General features: G+C 63.3%; 22 protein-coding genes and 1 pseudogene. 9 read left to right on the top strand and 14 right to left on the bottom strand.

Annotation, left to right across the window (positions count from 1 at the left end):
• Positions 1-280 precede the first annotated feature (280 nt).
• From BMW72_RS15115 to BMW72_RS15105, 3 genes are read right to left on the bottom strand one after another with little or no spacing between them, the layout of a single operon-like run.
• Positions 281-1,123: a coiled-coil domain-containing protein gene (locus BMW72_RS15115; RefSeq protein ID WP_092111996.1), complete on the bottom strand. Its 843-nt coding sequence runs from the start codon at positions 1,121-1,123 to the stop codon at positions 281-283.
• Positions 1,124-1,141: 18 nt separating this feature from the next.
• Positions 1,142-2,797, bottom strand: a complete 1,656-nt coding sequence (locus BMW72_RS15110) for a relaxase/mobilization nuclease domain-containing protein (RefSeq protein WP_092111994.1) — start codon at positions 2,795-2,797, stop codon at positions 1,142-1,144.
• Positions 2,794-3,186 (bottom strand): plasmid mobilization protein, encoded by a 393-nt coding sequence (locus BMW72_RS15105; RefSeq protein WP_166787720.1) that lies wholly within the window; start codon positions 3,184-3,186, stop codon positions 2,794-2,796. Before BMW72_RS15105 ends, BMW72_RS15110 begins: the two co-directional genes overlap by 4 nt.
• A gap of 251 nt (positions 3,187-3,437) precedes the next feature.
• Here BMW72_RS15105 and BMW72_RS15100 point away from each other — a divergent pair, with 251 nt between their 5' ends.
• The 3 genes from BMW72_RS15100 to BMW72_RS15090 all read left to right on the top strand — a co-directional run bounded on the left by BMW72_RS15100 (position 3,438) and on the right by BMW72_RS15090 (position 4,473).
• Entirely contained in the window at positions 3,438-3,746 is a 309-nt protein-coding gene (locus tag BMW72_RS15100; protein WP_092111989.1) for a hypothetical protein, read from the top strand.
• A 246-nt stretch (positions 3,747-3,992) separates the two neighbouring features.
• Complete coding sequence (locus BMW72_RS15095; protein ID WP_092111987.1) at positions 3,993-4,253, top strand: glutaredoxin domain-containing protein; 261 nt, start codon at positions 3,993-3,995, stop codon at positions 4,251-4,253.
• A 10-nt stretch (positions 4,254-4,263) separates the two neighbouring features.
• Complete coding sequence (locus tag BMW72_RS15090; RefSeq protein WP_092111985.1) at positions 4,264-4,473, top strand: hypothetical protein; 210 nt, start codon at positions 4,264-4,266, stop codon at positions 4,471-4,473.
• A gap of 260 nt (positions 4,474-4,733) precedes the next feature.
• Here BMW72_RS15090 and BMW72_RS15085 read toward each other — a convergent pair whose 3' ends face one another.
• From BMW72_RS15085 to BMW72_RS15050, 8 genes and pseudogenes are all read right to left on the bottom strand, one after another.
• Positions 4,734-5,513 (bottom strand): zeta toxin family protein, encoded by a 780-nt coding sequence (locus tag BMW72_RS15085; protein WP_092111984.1) that lies wholly within the window; start codon positions 5,511-5,513, stop codon positions 4,734-4,736.
• Between the two features lie 46 nt (positions 5,514-5,559).
• Entirely contained in the window at positions 5,560-6,138 is a 579-nt protein-coding gene (locus BMW72_RS15080; RefSeq protein ID WP_166787719.1) for a DUF6431 domain-containing protein, read from the bottom strand.
• Between the two features lie 141 nt (positions 6,139-6,279).
• Positions 6,280-6,786: a zeta toxin family protein gene (locus tag BMW72_RS15075; RefSeq protein WP_092111982.1), complete on the bottom strand. Its 507-nt coding sequence runs from the start codon at positions 6,784-6,786 to the stop codon at positions 6,280-6,282.
• Positions 6,783-7,229: a hypothetical protein gene (locus BMW72_RS15070; protein WP_134450357.1), complete on the bottom strand. Its 447-nt coding sequence runs from the start codon at positions 7,227-7,229 to the stop codon at positions 6,783-6,785. The genes BMW72_RS15075 and BMW72_RS15070 overlap by 4 nt, the downstream gene beginning before the upstream one ends.
• Before the next feature lie 109 nt (positions 7,230-7,338).
• Positions 7,339-7,728, bottom strand: coding sequence for a PDDEXK nuclease domain-containing protein (locus tag BMW72_RS15065; RefSeq protein ID WP_422386309.1), 390 nt, complete (start codon positions 7,726-7,728; stop codon positions 7,339-7,341).
• Positions 7,729-7,818: 90 nt separating this feature from the next.
• Positions 7,819-8,064 (bottom strand): annotated as a pseudogene (locus BMW72_RS15060) (tyrosine-type recombinase/integrase); the annotation flags it as partial.
• Between the two features lie 24 nt (positions 8,065-8,088).
• Positions 8,089-8,529 carry a serine hydrolase gene (locus tag BMW72_RS15055; protein WP_092111973.1) on the bottom strand — a complete coding sequence of 147 codons (441 nt, stop codon included), beginning with the start codon at positions 8,527-8,529 and terminating at the stop codon, positions 8,089-8,091.
• Between the two features lie 58 nt (positions 8,530-8,587).
• The gene (locus BMW72_RS15050; RefSeq protein WP_092111971.1) at positions 8,588-8,809 is read right to left on the bottom strand and encodes a hypothetical protein; all 222 of its coding nucleotides are present in this window, start codon (positions 8,807-8,809) and stop codon (positions 8,588-8,590) included.
• Between the two features lie 138 nt (positions 8,810-8,947).
• Between BMW72_RS15050 and BMW72_RS15045 the strand changes: the two genes are divergently transcribed.
• From BMW72_RS15045 to BMW72_RS19610, 3 genes are read left to right on the top strand one after another with little or no spacing between them, the layout of a single operon-like run.
• Entirely contained in the window at positions 8,948-9,517 is a 570-nt protein-coding gene (locus tag BMW72_RS15045) for a TetR/AcrR family transcriptional regulator (protein WP_092111969.1), read from the top strand.
• A 34-nt stretch (positions 9,518-9,551) separates the two neighbouring features.
• A complete protein-coding gene (locus BMW72_RS15040) occupies positions 9,552-10,043 on the top strand; it encodes an FBP domain-containing protein (protein ID WP_092111967.1) in 492 nt (163 codons plus the stop codon).
• Positions 10,013-11,041: an MFS transporter gene (locus BMW72_RS19610; RefSeq protein WP_338419447.1), complete on the top strand. Its 1,029-nt coding sequence runs from the start codon at positions 10,013-10,015 to the stop codon at positions 11,039-11,041. The genes BMW72_RS15040 and BMW72_RS19610 overlap by 31 nt, the downstream gene beginning before the upstream one ends.
• 346 nt (positions 11,042-11,387) lie before the next feature.
• Here BMW72_RS19610 and BMW72_RS15030 read toward each other — a convergent pair whose 3' ends face one another.
• On the bottom strand, positions 11,388-12,104 hold the full coding sequence (locus tag BMW72_RS15030) for an alpha/beta fold hydrolase (RefSeq protein ID WP_092111966.1): 717 nt from the start codon (positions 12,102-12,104) through the stop codon (positions 11,388-11,390).
• 297 nt (positions 12,105-12,401) lie between these two features.
• On the opposite strand from BMW72_RS15030, the gene BMW72_RS15025 reads away from it, so the two are divergent.
• Positions 12,402-12,845: a MarR family winged helix-turn-helix transcriptional regulator gene (locus BMW72_RS15025; RefSeq protein ID WP_092111964.1), complete on the top strand. Its 444-nt coding sequence runs from the start codon at positions 12,402-12,404 to the stop codon at positions 12,843-12,845.
• Between the two features lie 361 nt (positions 12,846-13,206).
• The gene (locus BMW72_RS15020; protein ID WP_166787718.1) at positions 13,207-14,166 is read left to right on the top strand and encodes a type IV toxin-antitoxin system AbiEi family antitoxin domain-containing protein; all 960 of its coding nucleotides are present in this window, start codon (positions 13,207-13,209) and stop codon (positions 14,164-14,166) included.
• A 256-nt stretch (positions 14,167-14,422) separates the two neighbouring features.
• Here BMW72_RS15020 and BMW72_RS15015 read toward each other — a convergent pair whose 3' ends face one another.
• Positions 14,423-14,626 carry a hypothetical protein gene (locus tag BMW72_RS15015; RefSeq protein WP_092111961.1) on the bottom strand — a complete coding sequence of 68 codons (204 nt, stop codon included), beginning with the start codon at positions 14,624-14,626 and terminating at the stop codon, positions 14,423-14,425.
• Positions 14,627-14,862: 236 nt separating this feature from the next.
• On the opposite strand from BMW72_RS15015, the gene BMW72_RS15010 reads away from it, so the two are divergent.
• Entirely contained in the window at positions 14,863-15,960 is a 1,098-nt protein-coding gene (locus BMW72_RS15010) for an ATP-binding protein (RefSeq protein ID WP_092111959.1), read from the top strand.
• 48 nt (positions 15,961-16,008) lie between these two features.
• Here BMW72_RS15010 and BMW72_RS15005 read toward each other — a convergent pair whose 3' ends face one another.
• Entirely contained in the window at positions 16,009-16,404 is a 396-nt protein-coding gene (locus tag BMW72_RS15005) for a hypothetical protein (RefSeq protein WP_092111957.1), read from the bottom strand.
• Positions 16,405-16,441: the final 37 nt, after the last annotated feature.

The raw sequence follows: 16,441 nt of genomic DNA, 5'->3' as shown, positions 1-16,441 counted from the left end.
CATGGGGTCAACGCCTGAGAGTGAGGGGTCCGCAAGAGGGACCTCCTACGGACACTCCCCCGAGATTCCGGGCAACGCTTCAATCAGGAAGGGTCACCCGCCCGTTTAGGTGTCCCGACATTAAGCCCGATGAGCGGGCGTCATACGCACGAGGTCGAGCACGTCATCACGTCGTCTCGCAACCCATGGGCGGCGTCTCATCATCTCGACGCGAACATGGGGCTATGGCCCGGATGTCGCCTACCGGTTGGTGGAGTTACACCCGCTACCTGGGATCACTTCAGCGGGAGAGACCGCCACGTTCACGCTGTTGCATCGCTGATGTGCCAGCTCGTCGTGCTTTCGGTGCACGCCCGGGCTGTGACCGGACCGCTTCGCGTGGGTGCTTCGCCTGGTCGCCGTCCGCGAGGAGGCGGGCGTCGATGGTTTTCTGGTCGGCCTTGCCTTCAAGGCTCGAGGCGAACTGTCGGCGGCGTTCTGAGCTGTCGTAGTCGAGGCCGCTAGTGCCGCGATTCACGTCAGCTTCGCGGTGCAGCTCCTCGGCCTGACGCTGGCTCTCCGAATCGTTAGTGCGGTCGGTTTCAGTGTTGTCCTGATCGAGTTCGTTGGCCTGGGCGTCGCGCCTGTTCACGTCAGCGAGAAGCAACTGCGACGCGGTGAGTTCTTCGCCGGCACGTTCCCGCTGGGCGCGGGCCTGGTCCCGGTCACGCTCAGCGGAGCGAAGTGCGGCCGCGACAGCCACCGGGTCGGCCCCTGGTGCGTCGACGTCGATACCGTATCGCTCGCGCACTTCGTCGCGGATTCGTGTCTCCGCAGAGTGGGCAACGTCATCGTAGTCGCGCCAGACGGTCGCGGTTTCGTGAGCGCCGGCAATGTCCTCAGGCGTTGCTTGGTCCCACCATTCGGGTTGTTGCACCGGTGCGAGGCTCGCGCGCGCTGCTCCGCGTTCCGCTTCGAAGCGTGCTTCGAGTTCGCGGGTCTGCTGCGTCGCTGCTGCTTCACGCTGGCGGGAGAGCTGTTCGCGCAGCCTGGCGATACGTTCCCCGAATTGCGAAGCGATGGTGAGCGCGATGCGCAGCTGGTCGTCGAAGGCTTCGCCTACTCCGTCTGTGTCCTCGGCCATAATCTTTCCCCTGCTCTCTTAATCTCTTCCTAGGTCGCCGCGCTCGCGTGGCGTGGCTGGCGTCTTGCGCTTGGTGGGCTCCAGCGTGTTCGGAACCGGAGAACCTGATCGCGGAGCGGCCAGGCCTTCGGTCGCCACCCGCACGGCCTCAGCCACGCGGGAGTTCTCCGGCGTTATCTCTGGCCGGGTACCCGCCGGTTTGCCCAGTCGTTGCACCGCCGGCAAGCTACCCCGGACCGCGGCGACCTGGTTGCTCATGACGGAGGCGATCTGCTCGGCCCGGCGGGCGCCACCATGCGCGCTGTGCATGTCAAGGATCGCTACCGCGGTGCGTCCTAGCTGGCGCAGCATGATCGCTTCAGCCATCGTGCCGCGCCCTCCCGTCGCAGCTTGCATCAGGATCATCGCAGCGTTCGCCGCCGACCCCAGCTGTACCGGCTTAGGCCGGGACTCATGCGCCCGAAGGTGCGCAGACCGGGCCAGCTGACGGGACGTTTCAGCCAGCGGACCCGGTGTCGCCTCGACCCGCTGCGACCACGCCGCGAACGCCCCGGCCGTCTCACGTGCGACGTGCGCCCAGGTGGCCCGGTCCGTGACGGGGACACTGCGCAGCTGGTCGCGAAGTCGACCAATCTCGTCGCTGTACTGCTTCCACATTTCGGGGTTCGGAGTGTGCTCCTCACGTCCGGGGGCAACGGGCCGGTACTGCCACGGGTTCTTCGCCGTGGCCCGCCATTCCTCCACCGCGCCCTGCGCAGTCTGCGGACTGTCAGGCCAGCCCTCCCGCAGCCTCGGCAAAGTCAGGTCGCGCGCCAGTCGCCCACCCCCGTACCAAATCGGCTGCGCTCCCTCGACTGGTCGCATCGCCACCGAATAGCCCGCCACGACATCGTCCCGGCCAGCCGCGTAGCGTGGCCGGGCGAGAACCCCGCCCTGACGGAGACGACGAACGAATTCGCCCTCATCGACCGACGCTGTTGCCGCCGCCCGGACCGTGCGCTCCAGCTTGTGCGGATCGATCTCGGCCGCATTGCTGCGCCCGGCACGTTCCCGTTCGGCCGGCTTGAAGCCACGCTCCCCCAGCCCCAGCCCACGGCTCTCCAGCTCCTCAAGCCCGTACTCGCTTTCGAGATCGCGGCACACCTCCTGGGCCCGCCGGAAATCATTGTGCGTGGTCGCCTTCGTGCCATCCTCACGCACCAAAGAAACGGCCAAATGCACATGGTCATTACCGTTCGTCGACAACCCGTGACGCACCGCCACCCACCGGCACGCAGCCTTACCGCTCACGTCGGTGAAGCCCATCCGATCCGCGAAGTCCTGCGCAATCGCGCCCCACTTCTCGTCGCTCAACTGACCCTCCTCGGCACGCAACGACAGCGAGCAATGCCACACATCAGCACCGACACGAGTTGAGACCGTCTCGCCCGACTCCGGGTCCATGACCTTGGCAACACGCGTCACCTCGACGCCGAACCTAGTTCGCGGCTCCTCCAAGTCATGGGCAATTTTCAACGCCGTCACCCGGTCCAGGACGTCATACCCATACATCGTCATAATCGCAGAATCACCCGCAACGAGGTGCTGATCCTCATGCTCGTTATGACGCCCATCGCCCGCAAGGTAAACCATCAGGCCACCCATTCGATCGCCCCGCCTGATGTTGGGCATCATGACTCGGCCAACCGATCCAACGCATCACTCAGACGCGGAACAATCGCCCGATACTCCGCGACGATCGCCTCCGCATCCTGCGGGAACACACTCTCGGTATTCGCGTACTTCGCCAACTGGTTGACATTATTGGCCACGTTCGCCATCAAGCGTCGAACCGCGAAGAACTCCGCAATCACTTCCTGCCGCGCCGTATCCGTCTCAATATGCGCATTCATCGCCGACTCAAACATCAACCGCGACACCGTCACACCAGCCACCACAGCCCGTGCCCGCAACTGGGCATCCTCCTCGGCATTCACCTTCACCGTGTACCGACGATCACGCGGAACATCGACGTTAGCGCGACGCTGACGACCAAACAAACGCCGCTCATTCTTATCAGTCACGTCGTCACCGCCTCCCCGCATTCCAGCACCTGCCCAGCGCAGCGAACCCGCGAACATGCGGGGACCATACGCCAAGTATGCCGGAGGAAACGCAAAGCGTCCACCGGGAAAAGCGGGTTAGGGCACCTAACCCTATAGCTTGCTCCAAATCGGCACCGCCGGTATGGCACGTTTCCACTCTTGGTGGTTTGGTGAGCCGAGACTGAGACGCCCTCGGGTGAGGCGTCTGCCATGCCTGTAATCTGGTGCACATGAGCGATGCGAATGTGAAACCAGAAGATGCAGCCGCCCGAGCGCGGGCCATTATCGAAGCGAACGTGGACACCCGCGTAGAAGCGGTACGAGTGCTCGCCGATGCCGGCAACGAATACGACAGTGCAGAGCAGCAACTGAAGTTGGCGACCCTCGCTCACGAACACGCGTGGACTGCTGCCCTGGCCTCCGGATGGAGCGAAAAGGACCTCCGCGCTACCGGCGTGAAAGCTCCCGGCCAGCCCTTACCGAAAGCACGCAAACGACGCACCACCGCCCCCGTCACGACCCCAAACACTGAGGCGTAGCCTCCGGCTCTTACCGTTATCGAATAAGCCCCGTCGAGCACAGCTCGACGGGGCTTATTCGTGCAACTCCGTTGCCTTTTCGGCTGATTATCGTACGCACCATTCCTCTCTTGGCAAGGGCTTTCGCGGCATATCCTCACTCGCTCCGCTCCCTTGCGGTATTCCACGGTCCCTGGCCAATTCACCCCTGACGCTGTAAAGCGGCGTGCGCCAAAAGGCAATGAGGTTATAAGAGAGGACCACACCATGATCGAACCGCTAACCGTCTACACGCTGCCCAACTGCATGCAATGCACAATGACCACACGAGCACTCGACGCCGCAAACCTGCCGTACACCGTCATCGACCTCACAACCGACAAGCGAGCCACCGACCTGATGCACCAGTTCGGCTACACCTCAGCGCCCGTTGTCGTTGCCCGCGCCGTGTCCTGGTCAGGCTTCCGACCCGACTGGATCGCCAAGATGGCTGCGGCGCGCGACCGCCCCGCATTCACCGGCGAGTAAGCGCCCCGCGATGGAATTCAGCACCCTCCAGACGACCCTGCCCATCAGCGACCTGGAACACGCGGGGCGCGCACGAAAAGTTGCCGAACGCCTCGACGACCTGCGCGCCCATGGCCGCCATGGCTACACCCTCGCAAACACACTCACCGTCACCGTCACCGTCACCGGAACCAACTACGTGACCATCATCGACACGCTCACCAAGGACCAACCCAAATGACCACAGCAATCTGCACCCCACCGACGTCACCCCTGATGACACCCGACCAAACCAGCGACGCCCTGGGCATCTCACTCACGAAGCTCAGCACAATGAGACACGGCAACGTCGGACCGAATTTCCACGACATTGGCTTGGGCCTCGTCCGTTACAACACGGCAGACGTCATGCGCTGGCGAGAATCACGGGCTGCGGCATAGGCACGTCCGACGGCCACCGTTTCCTGACTCAATTCGCGCCCCATGGGGATTCGAATCGGTCTACCGAGAATGCCCGTGATCCCGGTTCGTCCGCGGCGACGTTCGTCGCGGACGACCGCTGGCCGTCCCATCCAGCGCACGCTTGGCAACCAGGGCAACCCGTTCATCTAGCAGCGCGGAGCCAGCCGACAACCGGACTTGCACATCAATCTTCTCCGGTGACGGCTTGCTCGGATCCACAACCTGGTAACGCTCAAACCGAGTCACGTGGCCGTTCTCCGTGGCCAACCGTGACGCGGCGTCCAAACACGTCGATTGCTGTGCACCGTTCGGAAAAAGTGAATCCGGATATGTCGACGGCACCCACCGCCCGCCAAGTTCAGAACCCGCAGCGCCCCGCTCAGCTTCGACATACCCGCGCAACCACCGATCGCGCGTTCGATCACGCGACACGTCCAAGCTCACTTCCACCTCGACCACCGTCACTTCATACCCGGCCCGCTCGAGCATCCGACCCATCCTCACCGCCGCATCCGAGTTCGAAAGGACCGTGTCAAGAACTATCCGATCGCCTGATCGAATCGCATCCGCGCGAGCGCCCTTCGACAGTTGCGAGGACTCATCGTGCACCAAAGAAGCAAGCTCTCGTGGATAGAACCGCTCACCTCCGTCATGGAGCCCCCGCACATCATCCGGCACGAGCCAGCCCTCGTAGGTGTTGTCCGTCACGTTATTTGACGATGGCGGCGTCATCGTGTGTGACGATGAGTTCGGGGGTGGGGTCGGCAAGGTGACGTGGTGATCGTCAGTGGTGACGGCGACGTTTTTCGTGGTCGTCACGGTGACGGCGATTTTTGTGCGCGCGGAAGAAACCCGGCGCGATTTTTCAGATTCGCAGGGGTGGCGGCAAGAGTCGGCCGCGGGTGAACATGCCGATCAGTGTCCACACCGGCAGCCGGCTGTCCCAACGCTGCTGGCAGATCAGCGCCGCACCGGCCAGGAGGTTCAGTGCGTCCCCGAGCGGTGTCGGCCAGGACAGGTCGTGGTTCAGGATGTCCGGATCGGAACGGTACGCGTGCTGCACGCCCTGTTCGCGTAACCAGTCGGCGTGAGCGCCCCGTGCCCGGCGCAGCCAGCGGCGCACCGTGGAGACCGGGCGGTCCAGCCGGGCCGCGATCGTGCGGTGCCCGTCACCGCGGGCTTTCGCCGCCAAGGCGGTGCCGATCACCTCGGCGGTGTCCGCACGCCGCAGAACCAGGCCGGCGGGCAGCAGCACGTGCGTGATCGCGCACGTGAAGCAGCGGGCACGGCGCGGGCGCACTGTGACGGGTGTGTGTCCGAGACTGCGCACCCTGCGACTGCGACCGTACCCGTGCGGACGCAACGCGCCAGAGCAGCCGGGACAGCGAAGCTTCCCCGCGTCGAGCAGGGCCTCGGCCTGCTCCGGCGAGGCAACCACGAACATCGCGTCCGGCTCCGTTCTGCTGCCACCAGGTCATGACAATCAGTCTTTAGTACCACACCAAACCGGGGAAGGGGCCATCTCGTGTTGAGCGTTTCGCGTTCGCCGTCACCATGCCGACAAGCCCGGCCAGCCTGGAGAGAATCACCGTGACGATGCCCGCCCGAGCCTTCGCCCGCAAGCGGCGCCGCTCGTCACGATGACGCCGCCGACCAAGACCACCACTCGACGCCCCATCGTCACCCACCGTGACGACCTCATCGTCACCCCGGGAGACGTACAACAGTAGGTCCCATCCGCGATTGCCTCGCGCAGCAAAACGTCCTTGAAATGATCCGCATCAATCACTCGCCACTGATCAGCGCTGCCTCCGGCTGCCGCGATCACCTGGCTAAGCACAGTCGACTTGCCGGCGCCCGGAGGGCCCGCCAGCACGATCGCCTTGCGATCAGTTAAGACATTCGGCTGTTCCTCACGAAACTCCGCCCGCACTCGCGCATGAAACTGCTGCCGTTCAAAGGTAAGGTCACCGTCAATGAACCACGCCGGATTGTTGACCGTGGCATTCGGTGCATCGGCACGCAAAGAACCACCTGAGCGGGAAAACGCGCTCAGGTGGCTTTCATGGCGCTCCATCTCATCAGGCGTCATTGCTTCCCAGCATGGCGGCGCAACTGCGCGGCCTCGTAAATCTCACCGTCGATCAGGCCCTGCTGCAGCGCCTCCTCAACGTCATACCACGTGCCCTCACCCGGCTCCCACACATCGTCGAACTCGTCGGCCTTGGGCTTAGGAAGATACGGCCACCGTGCCAACTCATCAATCACCTGATCGCGATCGATGAAGCCCCCGGAATAGCGCTGAGCAACTTCAAACGGAGTCGCCCCATGAAACGTCGGCCGCAGATCCGCGATGCCCCTAGCTCGCGCAAGAATCTTATTAACCGCCGGCTGCGACAACGCCAAGACACGCGCAATCTCACGCTGGCTCGCATTCTCCGCAGCCGCACGTGCAGCCCGCAAATAATCTAAATCAACCGTGTCCCGCCGCGCCTTGACCCGCACCAACTCCGCAAGCGCGGCCGGCTTCTCCATAGTGCTCATCTTTCTACCTCCGATAACTAAAGTTATCACTTTGAGGGCAGGATATCTAGGCCGACAACCGTCCGCAGCAGCAGGACCAAGGATTGTTGTCCTTGCAGGATTAGCCGTGCAGCTCTTGGCCTTCTTCGTCCCAACCCAGGGCCGCCGTGAGCTCGTCAGCATCTGGAAGCGCATTCTTTTCGGAAGGCGGCAAGGAGTCATATGTGTATGTGGACACGGCCAGGGGCGAGCCGGAACGACCAAGCGCGTAGCGAACCGTGTGATCGTTTCGATCGCCGCAGATGAGTATGCCGACAGTGGGCGCATGGGCCTCCCGACGGAGCCGTTCATCCACCAGCGAGACGTAGAACCCGAGCTTGCCAGCATGCTCGGGCTGGAATTTGCCGGTCTTCAGTTCGACGACCACATAACGCAACTGGTCGATGTGGAAGAAGAGCAAATCGAGGTTATGCCGATATCGGCATAACCTCGATTGTTCCGATGCTCGGATTATTCCGATCCCGCTCGAGGTTGCTGCCTGATTGGGCGGTGGCTCAGGGAACGGGTCTGTGCAGTTTCAATTTTTATCGGGATAGTCCGGTCAGCTGGTGAGTCCGCAAAGTCGCCGGATGTTGTCCTCTCGGTCGTGCCAAATCGGTATGGCTGGCGGGGTAGTAGTAACGCCGTCGGTGGCTTTGGCGAGAGCGCGGCGCTTCATCTCGGTGTCGGCGTGGGCATAGATAAGCGTTGTCTCGGGATCCGCGTGCCCGAGCCATTCGGTGATCAGCGCCAGGGGCATACCTGCTTGATAGAGGTGCATGGCGCGGAAGTGGCGCAGCATGTGAGGGTGGACGTTCTCCGGGACCTCGGTTCAGGTCTTGCGAGCCATGGCGACATCACCGAGTGGCAGACCAGTGTCGATGTGTTCGCTGGTGACGGGGGAATAACCGGACTCAAGGACATCCGCCTCAGACCAGGTAATGACGCGGTCCAGCTGTTCAGGCGTCGTCTGGTCGAGCAACGCTGCAGCGGCCAGCGTTTTGAGAGTCGATGCGTAGCCAAAGCGACTGTCGCCTTGGTAGTCGAGGGTCGAGCCGCCATCGGTATCGGTCACGCTGAGCCCGATCCGAGCGTCGTACTGTTCCTCGAGTTCGCCTAGTGCGGTCTTCAGCGCAGAGTCTGCCGGTGCCGCGGAGGCCGACGAGGGCGTGCCTGGTGGTGCGCTCGGCTCCACCGCGGTGCATCCCGAGGATGCGACCATCAGCAGCGATCCGAGGACGATCGTCGCCCACCGTTTGTTCTGGGTATCCATGACTTCCTTCTTAATCGTGTGTTGTGTCGGAGCCGGGCCGCTCGGGCTGCCTGGATCCTCACGATGTGAGCCCGAGTATGCCGAAGGGGAGCCCTGTGAGCTTGAGCAAGCCTGCTCCGATAATTGCGTCGGACGCGGCGGGGTCGTAGATCAGCAGGGCGCCCGCGAGCACGGCGAATCCCACGGCGAGAAGTGAGATTCCGGCGATTGTGATGATGATCTGTCCCGACTCTGTGTAAAACGACGAGTTGTCGACGTGTCTCGGAGTAGTACAAGCCATGCCCTTGGGGCACAGTCAAGTGCTGTCCGCATTCGGGTCTCGTTGCCGGTAGCCGTTTGACGCTGCCCCACGGGCAGACTTGACTAATACTCCTAGGTAAAACTAGGATAGTCCTAGGAAATGGAAAAAGGAGACACTATGGCACGAGCAGGACTCACTCCGGCTCGCATTATCGCCGCTGCCGCAGACCTGGCTGACGCGGACGGATTCGACACGGTGTCGATGTCCGCCGTCGCTCGGCGCTTCGAAGTCAGGGACGCCAGCTTGTACGCCCACGTGCGCAGCCTCCACGACCTGCGTTCCGGGGTAGCAGTTCTCTCCTTGGCGGAGCTTGCGGATCAGGTGAGTGCGGCACTGGCGGGCCGAGCCGGACGCGACGCTCTCGTCGCCTTCGCCAATGCGTACCGCTTGTACGCGCTGAAGCATCCCGGGCGCTATGCGTCGACACAAATGACTTTGGAGCCAGATGTTGCCGAGCAGAGCGCTGCTCGCCGCCACGCGGACATGACGAGAGCCATCTTGCGCGCCTACGCATTGAGCGAACCCGACGAGACGGATGCCGTGCGGCTGCTGCACGCCACTTTTCACGGCTATGTCCTGCTGGAACGAGGCGGTGGGTTCAGCCACGGCACCCGCTCCAGCGCAGCTTCGTGGGACAGCGCTCTCAATGCCCTGCACTTCACACTGGGTCACTGGCCATCCAGCTGAAATCCACTCGCTATAAAGAAAGGACTTACCTACTGTGAAACAGCTCACCGCAGCCGACGTGCGCGCATCCTTCGTCAATACGTCCCTTCGAGAACGGAAGGCCGTCACACTCCCGACCAAATTTGACGCCCTGGTCTGGACAGACCTCGACTACCTGGGATGGAGAGATCCTAAGCTCCCTAACATCGGGTACGTAGTCACCAACCTGGCTGATGCCCCGACCGGGGTCATGCTGCGGCAGAACGATGGTCGTACCCGCTCTCGCCCGCAGTGCTCGTGGTGCGAAGACGTCACCCTCCCCAATGATGTGCATTACTTCACCGCGCGAAGGGCGGGGCCCGCGGGGCGGGCCGGCAATACAGTCTCAACTCTCGTCTGTGCCAACTTTGAGTGCTCCGCAAACGTGCGCAAGCTACCCCCGATGGCCTATACCGGGTTCGATCGGGAAGCGGCGCGAGCCAAGCGCATCGCAACGCTTGAACTGCGTTCGGGAAGATTCGTCGCGGACCTCAACCACACCGCCTGATCTTCGATTCGGCGCCACGCGGGAATTACCCGGTCCCTAGGTCTAGATCACGCTGTTCCCTCGCCGCCCATGGCAATCACTGCCGTCGGGCACGGCGCTTCCTCCGCTGTGCCCACGCGAACTCTCCGAGAAAGACTGACGACCGGGACAGACCGAACAATGCCGATACGAGCCACTCACCCGAACCTGATCGTGGCTACCCTGGCCTTGGCGGGCATGAGTGCATCGTTCATGCAAACGATTCTCATCCCAATACAGCCCCGACTGCCCCGCTACTCCACGCCTCCGGCCAAGACACCGCCTGGGTCATCACCGCCACCCTCGTCGCCGCCGCAATCAGCGCGCCGATCGCCGGTCGCCTCGGAGACATGTATGGCAAACGACGCATCGCCATGGTCCTGCTCGTACTCCAGCTCCTCGGAGCCATCCTTGCGGCACTTTCTGACACCCTCGCCCCGATGATCATCGCTCGAGTACTCCAGGGCGTGGCCGCCGGCGTCATCCCACTCGGAATCGCCATGTTGCGCGACGTCCTGCCCCCGCAACGACTCGGATCAGCCATCGCCCTCATCAGCGCGACTCTCGGAGTCGGCGGAGCACTCGGCCTTCCCATCAGCGCCCTTGTCGCCGACAACTTCGACTGGCATGCATTGTTCTGGATCGCCGCAGCACTCACCTTTACCTGCCTCGTTCTCTACGCCGCCGTTGTGCCCGCCAGCACTCTCCGCACTGCCGGTCGGCTCGACTTCGTCGGAATAGCAGGTCTCGCGGTTGGATTGGTCGGCACCCTCATTGCCGTATCCCGCGGAGGCCAATGGGTCTGGGGCGACCCGCGAACCCTCATCCTGCTCGTCGGCGGCATCGTTGTCCTCATCGCGCGGGGTGTTTTCGAGCTCCGCGTCACCGACCCGCCGGTGACGTCGCCGGCCGTGTGTCGCGGTTTCCAGCAGACGCTGGTCGCGCTGCCGCGGTCGACCCGGCGGAGCTCGACGAGCTGATCGCGGCTCCGCATCGGGAGCTCGACTGGCGGCAGGCGATCCGTGTCGAAGAGCGAGATCATCGTTCGGTAGACGTTCTCGGCCGGGTCCGCTTCTGGGGTTTCCCTAACGATGTCTTCGAGCTCGGCCACGGTGCGCATGACCATGCTGTGGGAGTAGTCCTCGTCGCGGAGACCCCGAAGCGCGTGGCTCGCGGTGGCCTTAGGGGTTGCCGAGGTGAAGAGGACTGTGCCGTTGGTCTGAAAATTTCGCGCCACCGCTGGTCCTCCGAATGCCGCGACGAGCTCGCTGCCGGTTGGGCTGCCTCGGTGGCCGAGGTTGAGATTTCGAAAGAACGCGACCTGAGTCACAGGCTCGCCAGTTCTTCGATGACTTGGGCTGTCGCGTCGGGGTGGGTGATCATCGGCCAGTGTCCGGTGTCGAGAGTCCTAAATGTCCAGCCGGGGGTACTGGCATTAATGTCCGCGGCGGGCGGTGTTGTGGAGAGACACTGAATGTAAGCGAGCCGCGTGGTCACTGGGTTCAGCGGTTCGGCGATCGCAGGCTGCGAATAGGTGGCGAGGGGTTGGGAACCGAGCTGGGGTTGCATCCACTCCCAGTCGGCTTCGCTGATGCCGTGCCGCGGGTAGAGCTGATCCAGTTGCTCTCGGGTGAAGAAGGGGATCGCCGCGTTCTCGGTAAGCCCAGACATGAACTGCTCGACGTCGGGGCCCATGGCGTCGAACCAGGACCGTTCGGGTTGGGGCAGCACCGCGTCAAGAAACACCACCGTCCTGATCCTGTCCACTTCGGAAGCGAGCACGCCTGCTGCGACATATCCGGCGAAGGAGTGCGCGACGAGGGTGATGTCGGGCTGGTCACGTGTTGCGAGGAAGCCAGAGACGTCGTCGATCCAGTCGACCAATGAGACCTCGGCCGCCGGCGTTACATCGTCGCCGGTTGCGCGAAGCTGCGGGGTGAGCGCACGGAGGCCGTGGGCGTTGAGGATCGGCGTCACGCGCTCCCAAGCCCAGGGGCCGAGTCCGCTGCCGCCGAGCAGCACGACTGTGGGTGGGTTGGTCATTGGTTCGCTCCTATTCGGGTGATGACGTCAGTCGGGTCCGCGATGAATTCCGCGGGCTCTTGCGGCTGCCGAAGCCAGCGGCCCCAGGCCTCGGCATGCCGTTGGGTCAAACCTGCCGGCAGGCCGTTGAGCCAGGTGCCGTCGCCTGGAAGCGAGAGCCAGGAGGTCGACTCCAAGCACCGAAACAGCTGAGCCGACTCTCCCCGCGCGTCTGGCAGCGCGCCAGCCAGCAGGTGGTAACATGTTGTCACTCTGGCAGCTTAGAGAGGGTGACGACATGTTGTCAAAGATTGAACGATGAGCGACGCGGACACCGTGCTCCACGCGATCTTCGACGCCAATCGCCTGTTACGTGAGGCCGGCGAGAAGCTCGCCTCGACGGCCGGACAGACGCACGCGCGACGCATGGTCCTCCAAGCCGCCGAAGACGGCGCAACTGTGCCCGACATCGCCCGCAAACTCGGACTTCACCGGCAAGGCATCCAGAGGATCACCGACGAACTCGTTGCCGACGCGCTCGGTCACTACGTCGACAACCCCCGCCACCGTCAGTCCAAGCTCTTCATCGTCACCGACCAGGGCTCAGCAGCACTGTCAGACATCCACACCGCACACACCAGATGGGTCGATGGTATCGAGGCCGAAGTGACCGGAATTGACTGGTGCGCACTCAACAGCGAGCTCGGTGAACTCATGCGGGTACTTCGAGACCAAGCTGAACGAAGCACAGGATCCGCCTGATCCTCGTGGAGTTGTCTCTCGGCCGCGTTCACCTCGCCCAGAGGCAGTCTTTGAACGTAGCGAATCCTGCGCGCGTTCACAACCTCGCTGTGGGAAATGCGGCCAGCAGTCACCGCAAGGCGTCAGCGTTTCCAGAAGGGGACCCTCATGGGCACAGAGCCAAGACCCGTGGTGGCGTGAATGACCGGTGCATGCGGGTGCGGAATTTGTGCTGCCGAGTACGGAAATCGACAACCATCGCCCCGACTCCACCTTGGGGCCGCCGTGTCGCGTAGACCCCGCCCGCATGGGATTCGCCGTCAGGCCCGTCTTGCGAGAATTTAATTGCTTGAAAAGCGTACTTAAATTATACTTTCCAAGTATGAGCATTGTTGTTGAACCGATCCTTCAGGAACTGGCTGCCGGCCAGTGGGGTCTATTCACCACGGCTCAGGCGCAGGCGCGGGGTGTGAGTCGCGCCAATCTCTCGCATCGGGAACGAGATGGGCGACTCGAGCGACTCGCCCACGGCGTGTACCGGCTCGGGGGAGTGCCTGTCGCTCCTCTGGATGACCTGCGCGCTGCCTGGATGTCGACCGAACCCGCGTTGCTGTCATGGGAGCGGGTGAGTAGCCCGCGAGTCGTGGTGGGCGGGGCGGCCGCAGCAGCTGTTCATGAGTGCGGCGGTATCAATCCAGTCCCGTACCATCTGATCACCAACGAACGGCGCCAAACGCAACGAACCGACATCGCCTACAGCCGGCGCCAGCTGGATTCCCGCGACGTTGTGGTGGTCGCGGGCCTCCCGGTGACGAGCATCGAACGCACGGTCGCCCACCTTGTCGACAAGATCGGCGACCTGTCCCTGGTCGGCGACGTGCTGGCCGACGCGACCCGGGGAAAACGAGCGGTCGACCTCGAACACCTCGGCCTTCTGCTGACCCCGTTCGCCGCACGATACGGCCACCCTCGAGGCGACGGTCCAGCTCTGCTGGAACAACTCCGCCGGAGCGCAGGAATCGACGATGTCGCCGCAGCGCGTGAACTCATGCAGCGCCCTGCCATCGGCTCCGCCCTGACAGAAATCGTCAACCGGGAAGTCGAAGAACAGCTGAAAATCATCGTCGCCGGCCCCGAACCCCAACAGCCCGGGAGCGTCGAGATGCGCGAGCAGATCGAGCGCATGTCCACACCGGCCCTCCCGGAGCTCAGTCGCCTGGTCTCCGAAATAGCGGACACCGTGCTCGCCCCAGTCCTTCAGCGCCAACGTGAGCAGCGGCATCTAATCGCGAACACCACGCTGGCGCGGTCGGGCGATGGAACACGCGACGCCGCCAACTAGTTGTCCAGCCGTGGACAGCACCATGATCGCCAAAATGCCCTCTCCGGTGGGAGTGAGCTGTTCCTGGGCGAGCCGGATCCGTCAGCAGGAACCGTTCCTGTAGCGTTACGCATCGGAGTCCCCCACTCCGACGATTAGCCCCGGTTCTCTTGCTCGTCCTTCCCCAGGCACACAACCGGGGCTTTTTCATTTGTTTACCGCAACGCGCCTGCAACCCGTCCTGTCTCCTCGGCACCTACTCGGCGCCCAAACCGAGTTACGCGTCGGGGTCGTGGCCGAGCATTTTGAGCAGTTCTCGGAGGGAATGAGCTACTTGCTCACACCCGTGCTCATAGAAAAGTGGTGTCAGCTCGTGCAGGCTGGTGTCGTCGAGTTCGTGAAGCATGTCAACCGTTTCGAGGATGAACGCCTCGACGTCAGCGGGTGGGTTCCCGGGCCATGCGTCGCTCCGTGAACTCATCGCGTTCCATCCAATCCATTGGTTCTTCAGATTCTGCCGGGTTTCGTCACGGCCCTGCCATCACGCGCCAACCCAGGGTGTTCCACTGACCAGCCGCAGAAAGTCCGCGTACACGCCGGATCCGTTGCCTGGCGGCGGGAATGCCGGTGCGGGCAGGTATGGTGGTGCCCAAGCTCACAAGACTCACAATTACAACTAGACTCACAAGACTCACACACACTCACAAGGGATCCACCATGGAGAACCCATTCCGGCCTTCAGCCGGCGCGACACCACCCGAGATCATCGGCCGTGCCGGCCTTCTCGACGAGTTCGCCTACGGCCTACGCCTGGGATCCGGGGCGCCGGGGCTCCTCACCATTTTCACCGGTGCCCGCGGCATCGGCAAGACCGTCATGCTCGGTGCCGCCCACGACCTGGCCCGAGAGAACGGCTGGGCCGTGATCTCCGAGACGGCCACCGGTGGCTTCATGGGCAGGATCGGTGAATCCATGCGCCAACTGGCCGAAGAACTCGGCAACGGGCCGCAAGGACGCAAGATCATCGGTGTCTCCGCTGCCGGCTTCAGCCTCACGACCGAGCTCCCGCCCGAACGCCAGGTCGCCTGGCGCAACCTCGCCGAAGAACTCCTACGGCTCCTCCAGAGCCGTGGCACCGGCCTGGTCATCACCGTGGACGAAATCCACGCCGCTGACCGTGCTGAACTGGCTCAGCTGGCAGCCAGTGTCCAGCACCTGATCCAGGACCGCCTCCCCATCGGTCTGGTCTTCGCTGGCCTACCGGCTGCAGTGTCGGACCTACTCAACGAAGGCGTGGCGACGTTCCTCCGCCGCGCCGACAAGATCGATCTGCATGCCGCCACGGTCAGGGACGTGGAGGCGTCATTCGCCGAGACGTTCGCGGCCGCGGCATTCAACATCTCACCAGACCTCGTCCGGCAAGCCTCCGAAGCCACTGGAGGATACCCATTCCTCATCCAGCTGGTCGGCTACTTCCTCTGGCGGGAAGCCGAAAAAAACCAGGGCACCCTCGACGAGGACGCTGTCGGCCGGGCCATTGATGCCGCACACCGACGCAACGCACGCACCGTGATCGAGGCTGCACTCTCCACCACCTCACCCAAAGACATGGACTTCTTGCAGGCCATGGCCAAAGACACAGGTCCATCGTCTACCGGCGACATCGGGCAACGGCTGGGCGCCAAGACAAACCTTGTCGCCAACTACCGGACACGGCTCCTGGCCGCCGGCCTCATTGAATCGGCCGGATACGGCAAAGTCGACTTCGCCATCCCCGGCCTACGCCGCTATCTCAGTTCCAAGCCCACGGACTAAGCCACCCAGCGAGCCTCACAACGCGTCCGCAAGACGGCGACCCACCGGCTATCCGCCAGCGGCAAAGGACCGGGCGGCAGCGATAACTTTCGGACCAACTGCGTCGAGCGGCTCAGTACGCAGCAGCGTAGCGGGCGACTGATCATCCAACTCCGGGTTCATGCCCTGGAACCACGCCTGGACTACCTTCGCGCTCTCCCGTTCAATCAGAATGCCGGCCACGTAATAAGAGGTACGCAGCCGCTGGACGACGTCCGCGCCAGGTGCACGCGAACCGTCCGCCCATTCACGCACGGAGCGCGTGTTCGACACCCGGCCCAGGTAGGCGACGAGCTGGGCGCCGAGGATCTCACGCAGACCCGTGACGACCCCACCCGTGTCCAGCCGCACAGAATCCTCGTAAGCACGGTGACCTGACGGCGAGGCGGAGGCAGAAGTACTCATGCCCACCAGTCTTCCGTGTCACGAGCTCGGCAGCAAG

Origin of the sequence: Cryobacterium luteum, assembly GCF_900110125.1 — a bacterium.
Classification (GTDB): domain Bacteria; phylum Actinomycetota; class Actinomycetes; order Actinomycetales; family Microbacteriaceae; genus Cryobacterium; species Cryobacterium luteum.
Note: the sequence above shows the minus strand (reverse complement) of the source record. Positions and strands in the feature narration are given on the sequence as shown.

What these genes read in the sequence shown, in the direction of transcription:
- BMW72_RS15070 (WP_134450357.1), bottom strand. Translation starts at nt 7,229, where the DNA reads ATGGAGAAGCCGGCCGCGCTTGCGGAGTTGGTGCGGGTCAAGGCGCGG.
- BMW72_RS15100 (WP_092111989.1), top strand. Translation starts at nt 3,438, where the DNA reads ATGAGCGATGCGAATGTGAAACCAGAAGATGCAGCCGCCCGAGCGCGG.
- BMW72_RS15090 (WP_092111985.1), top strand. Translation starts at nt 4,264, where the DNA reads ATGGAATTCAGCACCCTCCAGACGACCCTGCCCATCAGCGACCTGGAA.
- BMW72_RS15055 (WP_092111973.1), bottom strand. Translation starts at nt 8,529, where the DNA reads ATGGATACCCAGAACAAACGGTGGGCGACGATCGTCCTCGGATCGCTG.
- BMW72_RS15020 (WP_166787718.1), top strand. Translation starts at nt 13,207, where the DNA reads ATGAGCATTGTTGTTGAACCGATCCTTCAGGAACTGGCTGCCGGCCAG.
- BMW72_RS15005 (WP_092111957.1), bottom strand. Translation starts at nt 16,404, where the DNA reads ATGAGTACTTCTGCCTCCGCCTCGCCGTCAGGTCACCGTGCTTACGAG.
- BMW72_RS15025 (WP_092111964.1), top strand. Translation starts at nt 12,402, where the DNA reads ATGAGCGACGCGGACACCGTGCTCCACGCGATCTTCGACGCCAATCGC.
- BMW72_RS15110 (WP_092111994.1), bottom strand. Translation starts at nt 2,797, where the DNA reads ATGATGCCCAACATCAGGCGGGGCGATCGAATGGGTGGCCTGATGGTT.
- BMW72_RS15075 (WP_092111982.1), bottom strand. Translation starts at nt 6,786, where the DNA reads ATGACGCCTGATGAGATGGAGCGCCATGAAAGCCACCTGAGCGCGTTT.
- BMW72_RS15115 (WP_092111996.1), bottom strand. Translation starts at nt 1,123, where the DNA reads ATGGCCGAGGACACAGACGGAGTAGGCGAAGCCTTCGACGACCAGCTG.
- BMW72_RS15050 (WP_092111971.1), bottom strand. Translation starts at nt 8,809, where the DNA reads ATGGCTTGTACTACTCCGAGACACGTCGACAACTCGTCGTTTTACACA.
- BMW72_RS15095 (WP_092111987.1), top strand. Translation starts at nt 3,993, where the DNA reads ATGATCGAACCGCTAACCGTCTACACGCTGCCCAACTGCATGCAATGC.
- BMW72_RS15045 (WP_092111969.1), top strand. Translation starts at nt 8,948, where the DNA reads ATGGCACGAGCAGGACTCACTCCGGCTCGCATTATCGCCGCTGCCGCA.
- BMW72_RS15015 (WP_092111961.1), bottom strand. Translation starts at nt 14,626, where the DNA reads ATGAGTTCACGGAGCGACGCATGGCCCGGGAACCCACCCGCTGACGTC.
- BMW72_RS15030 (WP_092111966.1), bottom strand. Translation starts at nt 12,104, where the DNA reads ATGACCAACCCACCCACAGTCGTGCTGCTCGGCGGCAGCGGACTCGGC.
- BMW72_RS15010 (WP_092111959.1), top strand. Translation starts at nt 14,863, where the DNA reads ATGGAGAACCCATTCCGGCCTTCAGCCGGCGCGACACCACCCGAGATC.
- BMW72_RS15080 (WP_166787719.1), bottom strand. Translation starts at nt 6,138, where the DNA reads ATGTTCGTGGTTGCCTCGCCGGAGCAGGCCGAGGCCCTGCTCGACGCG.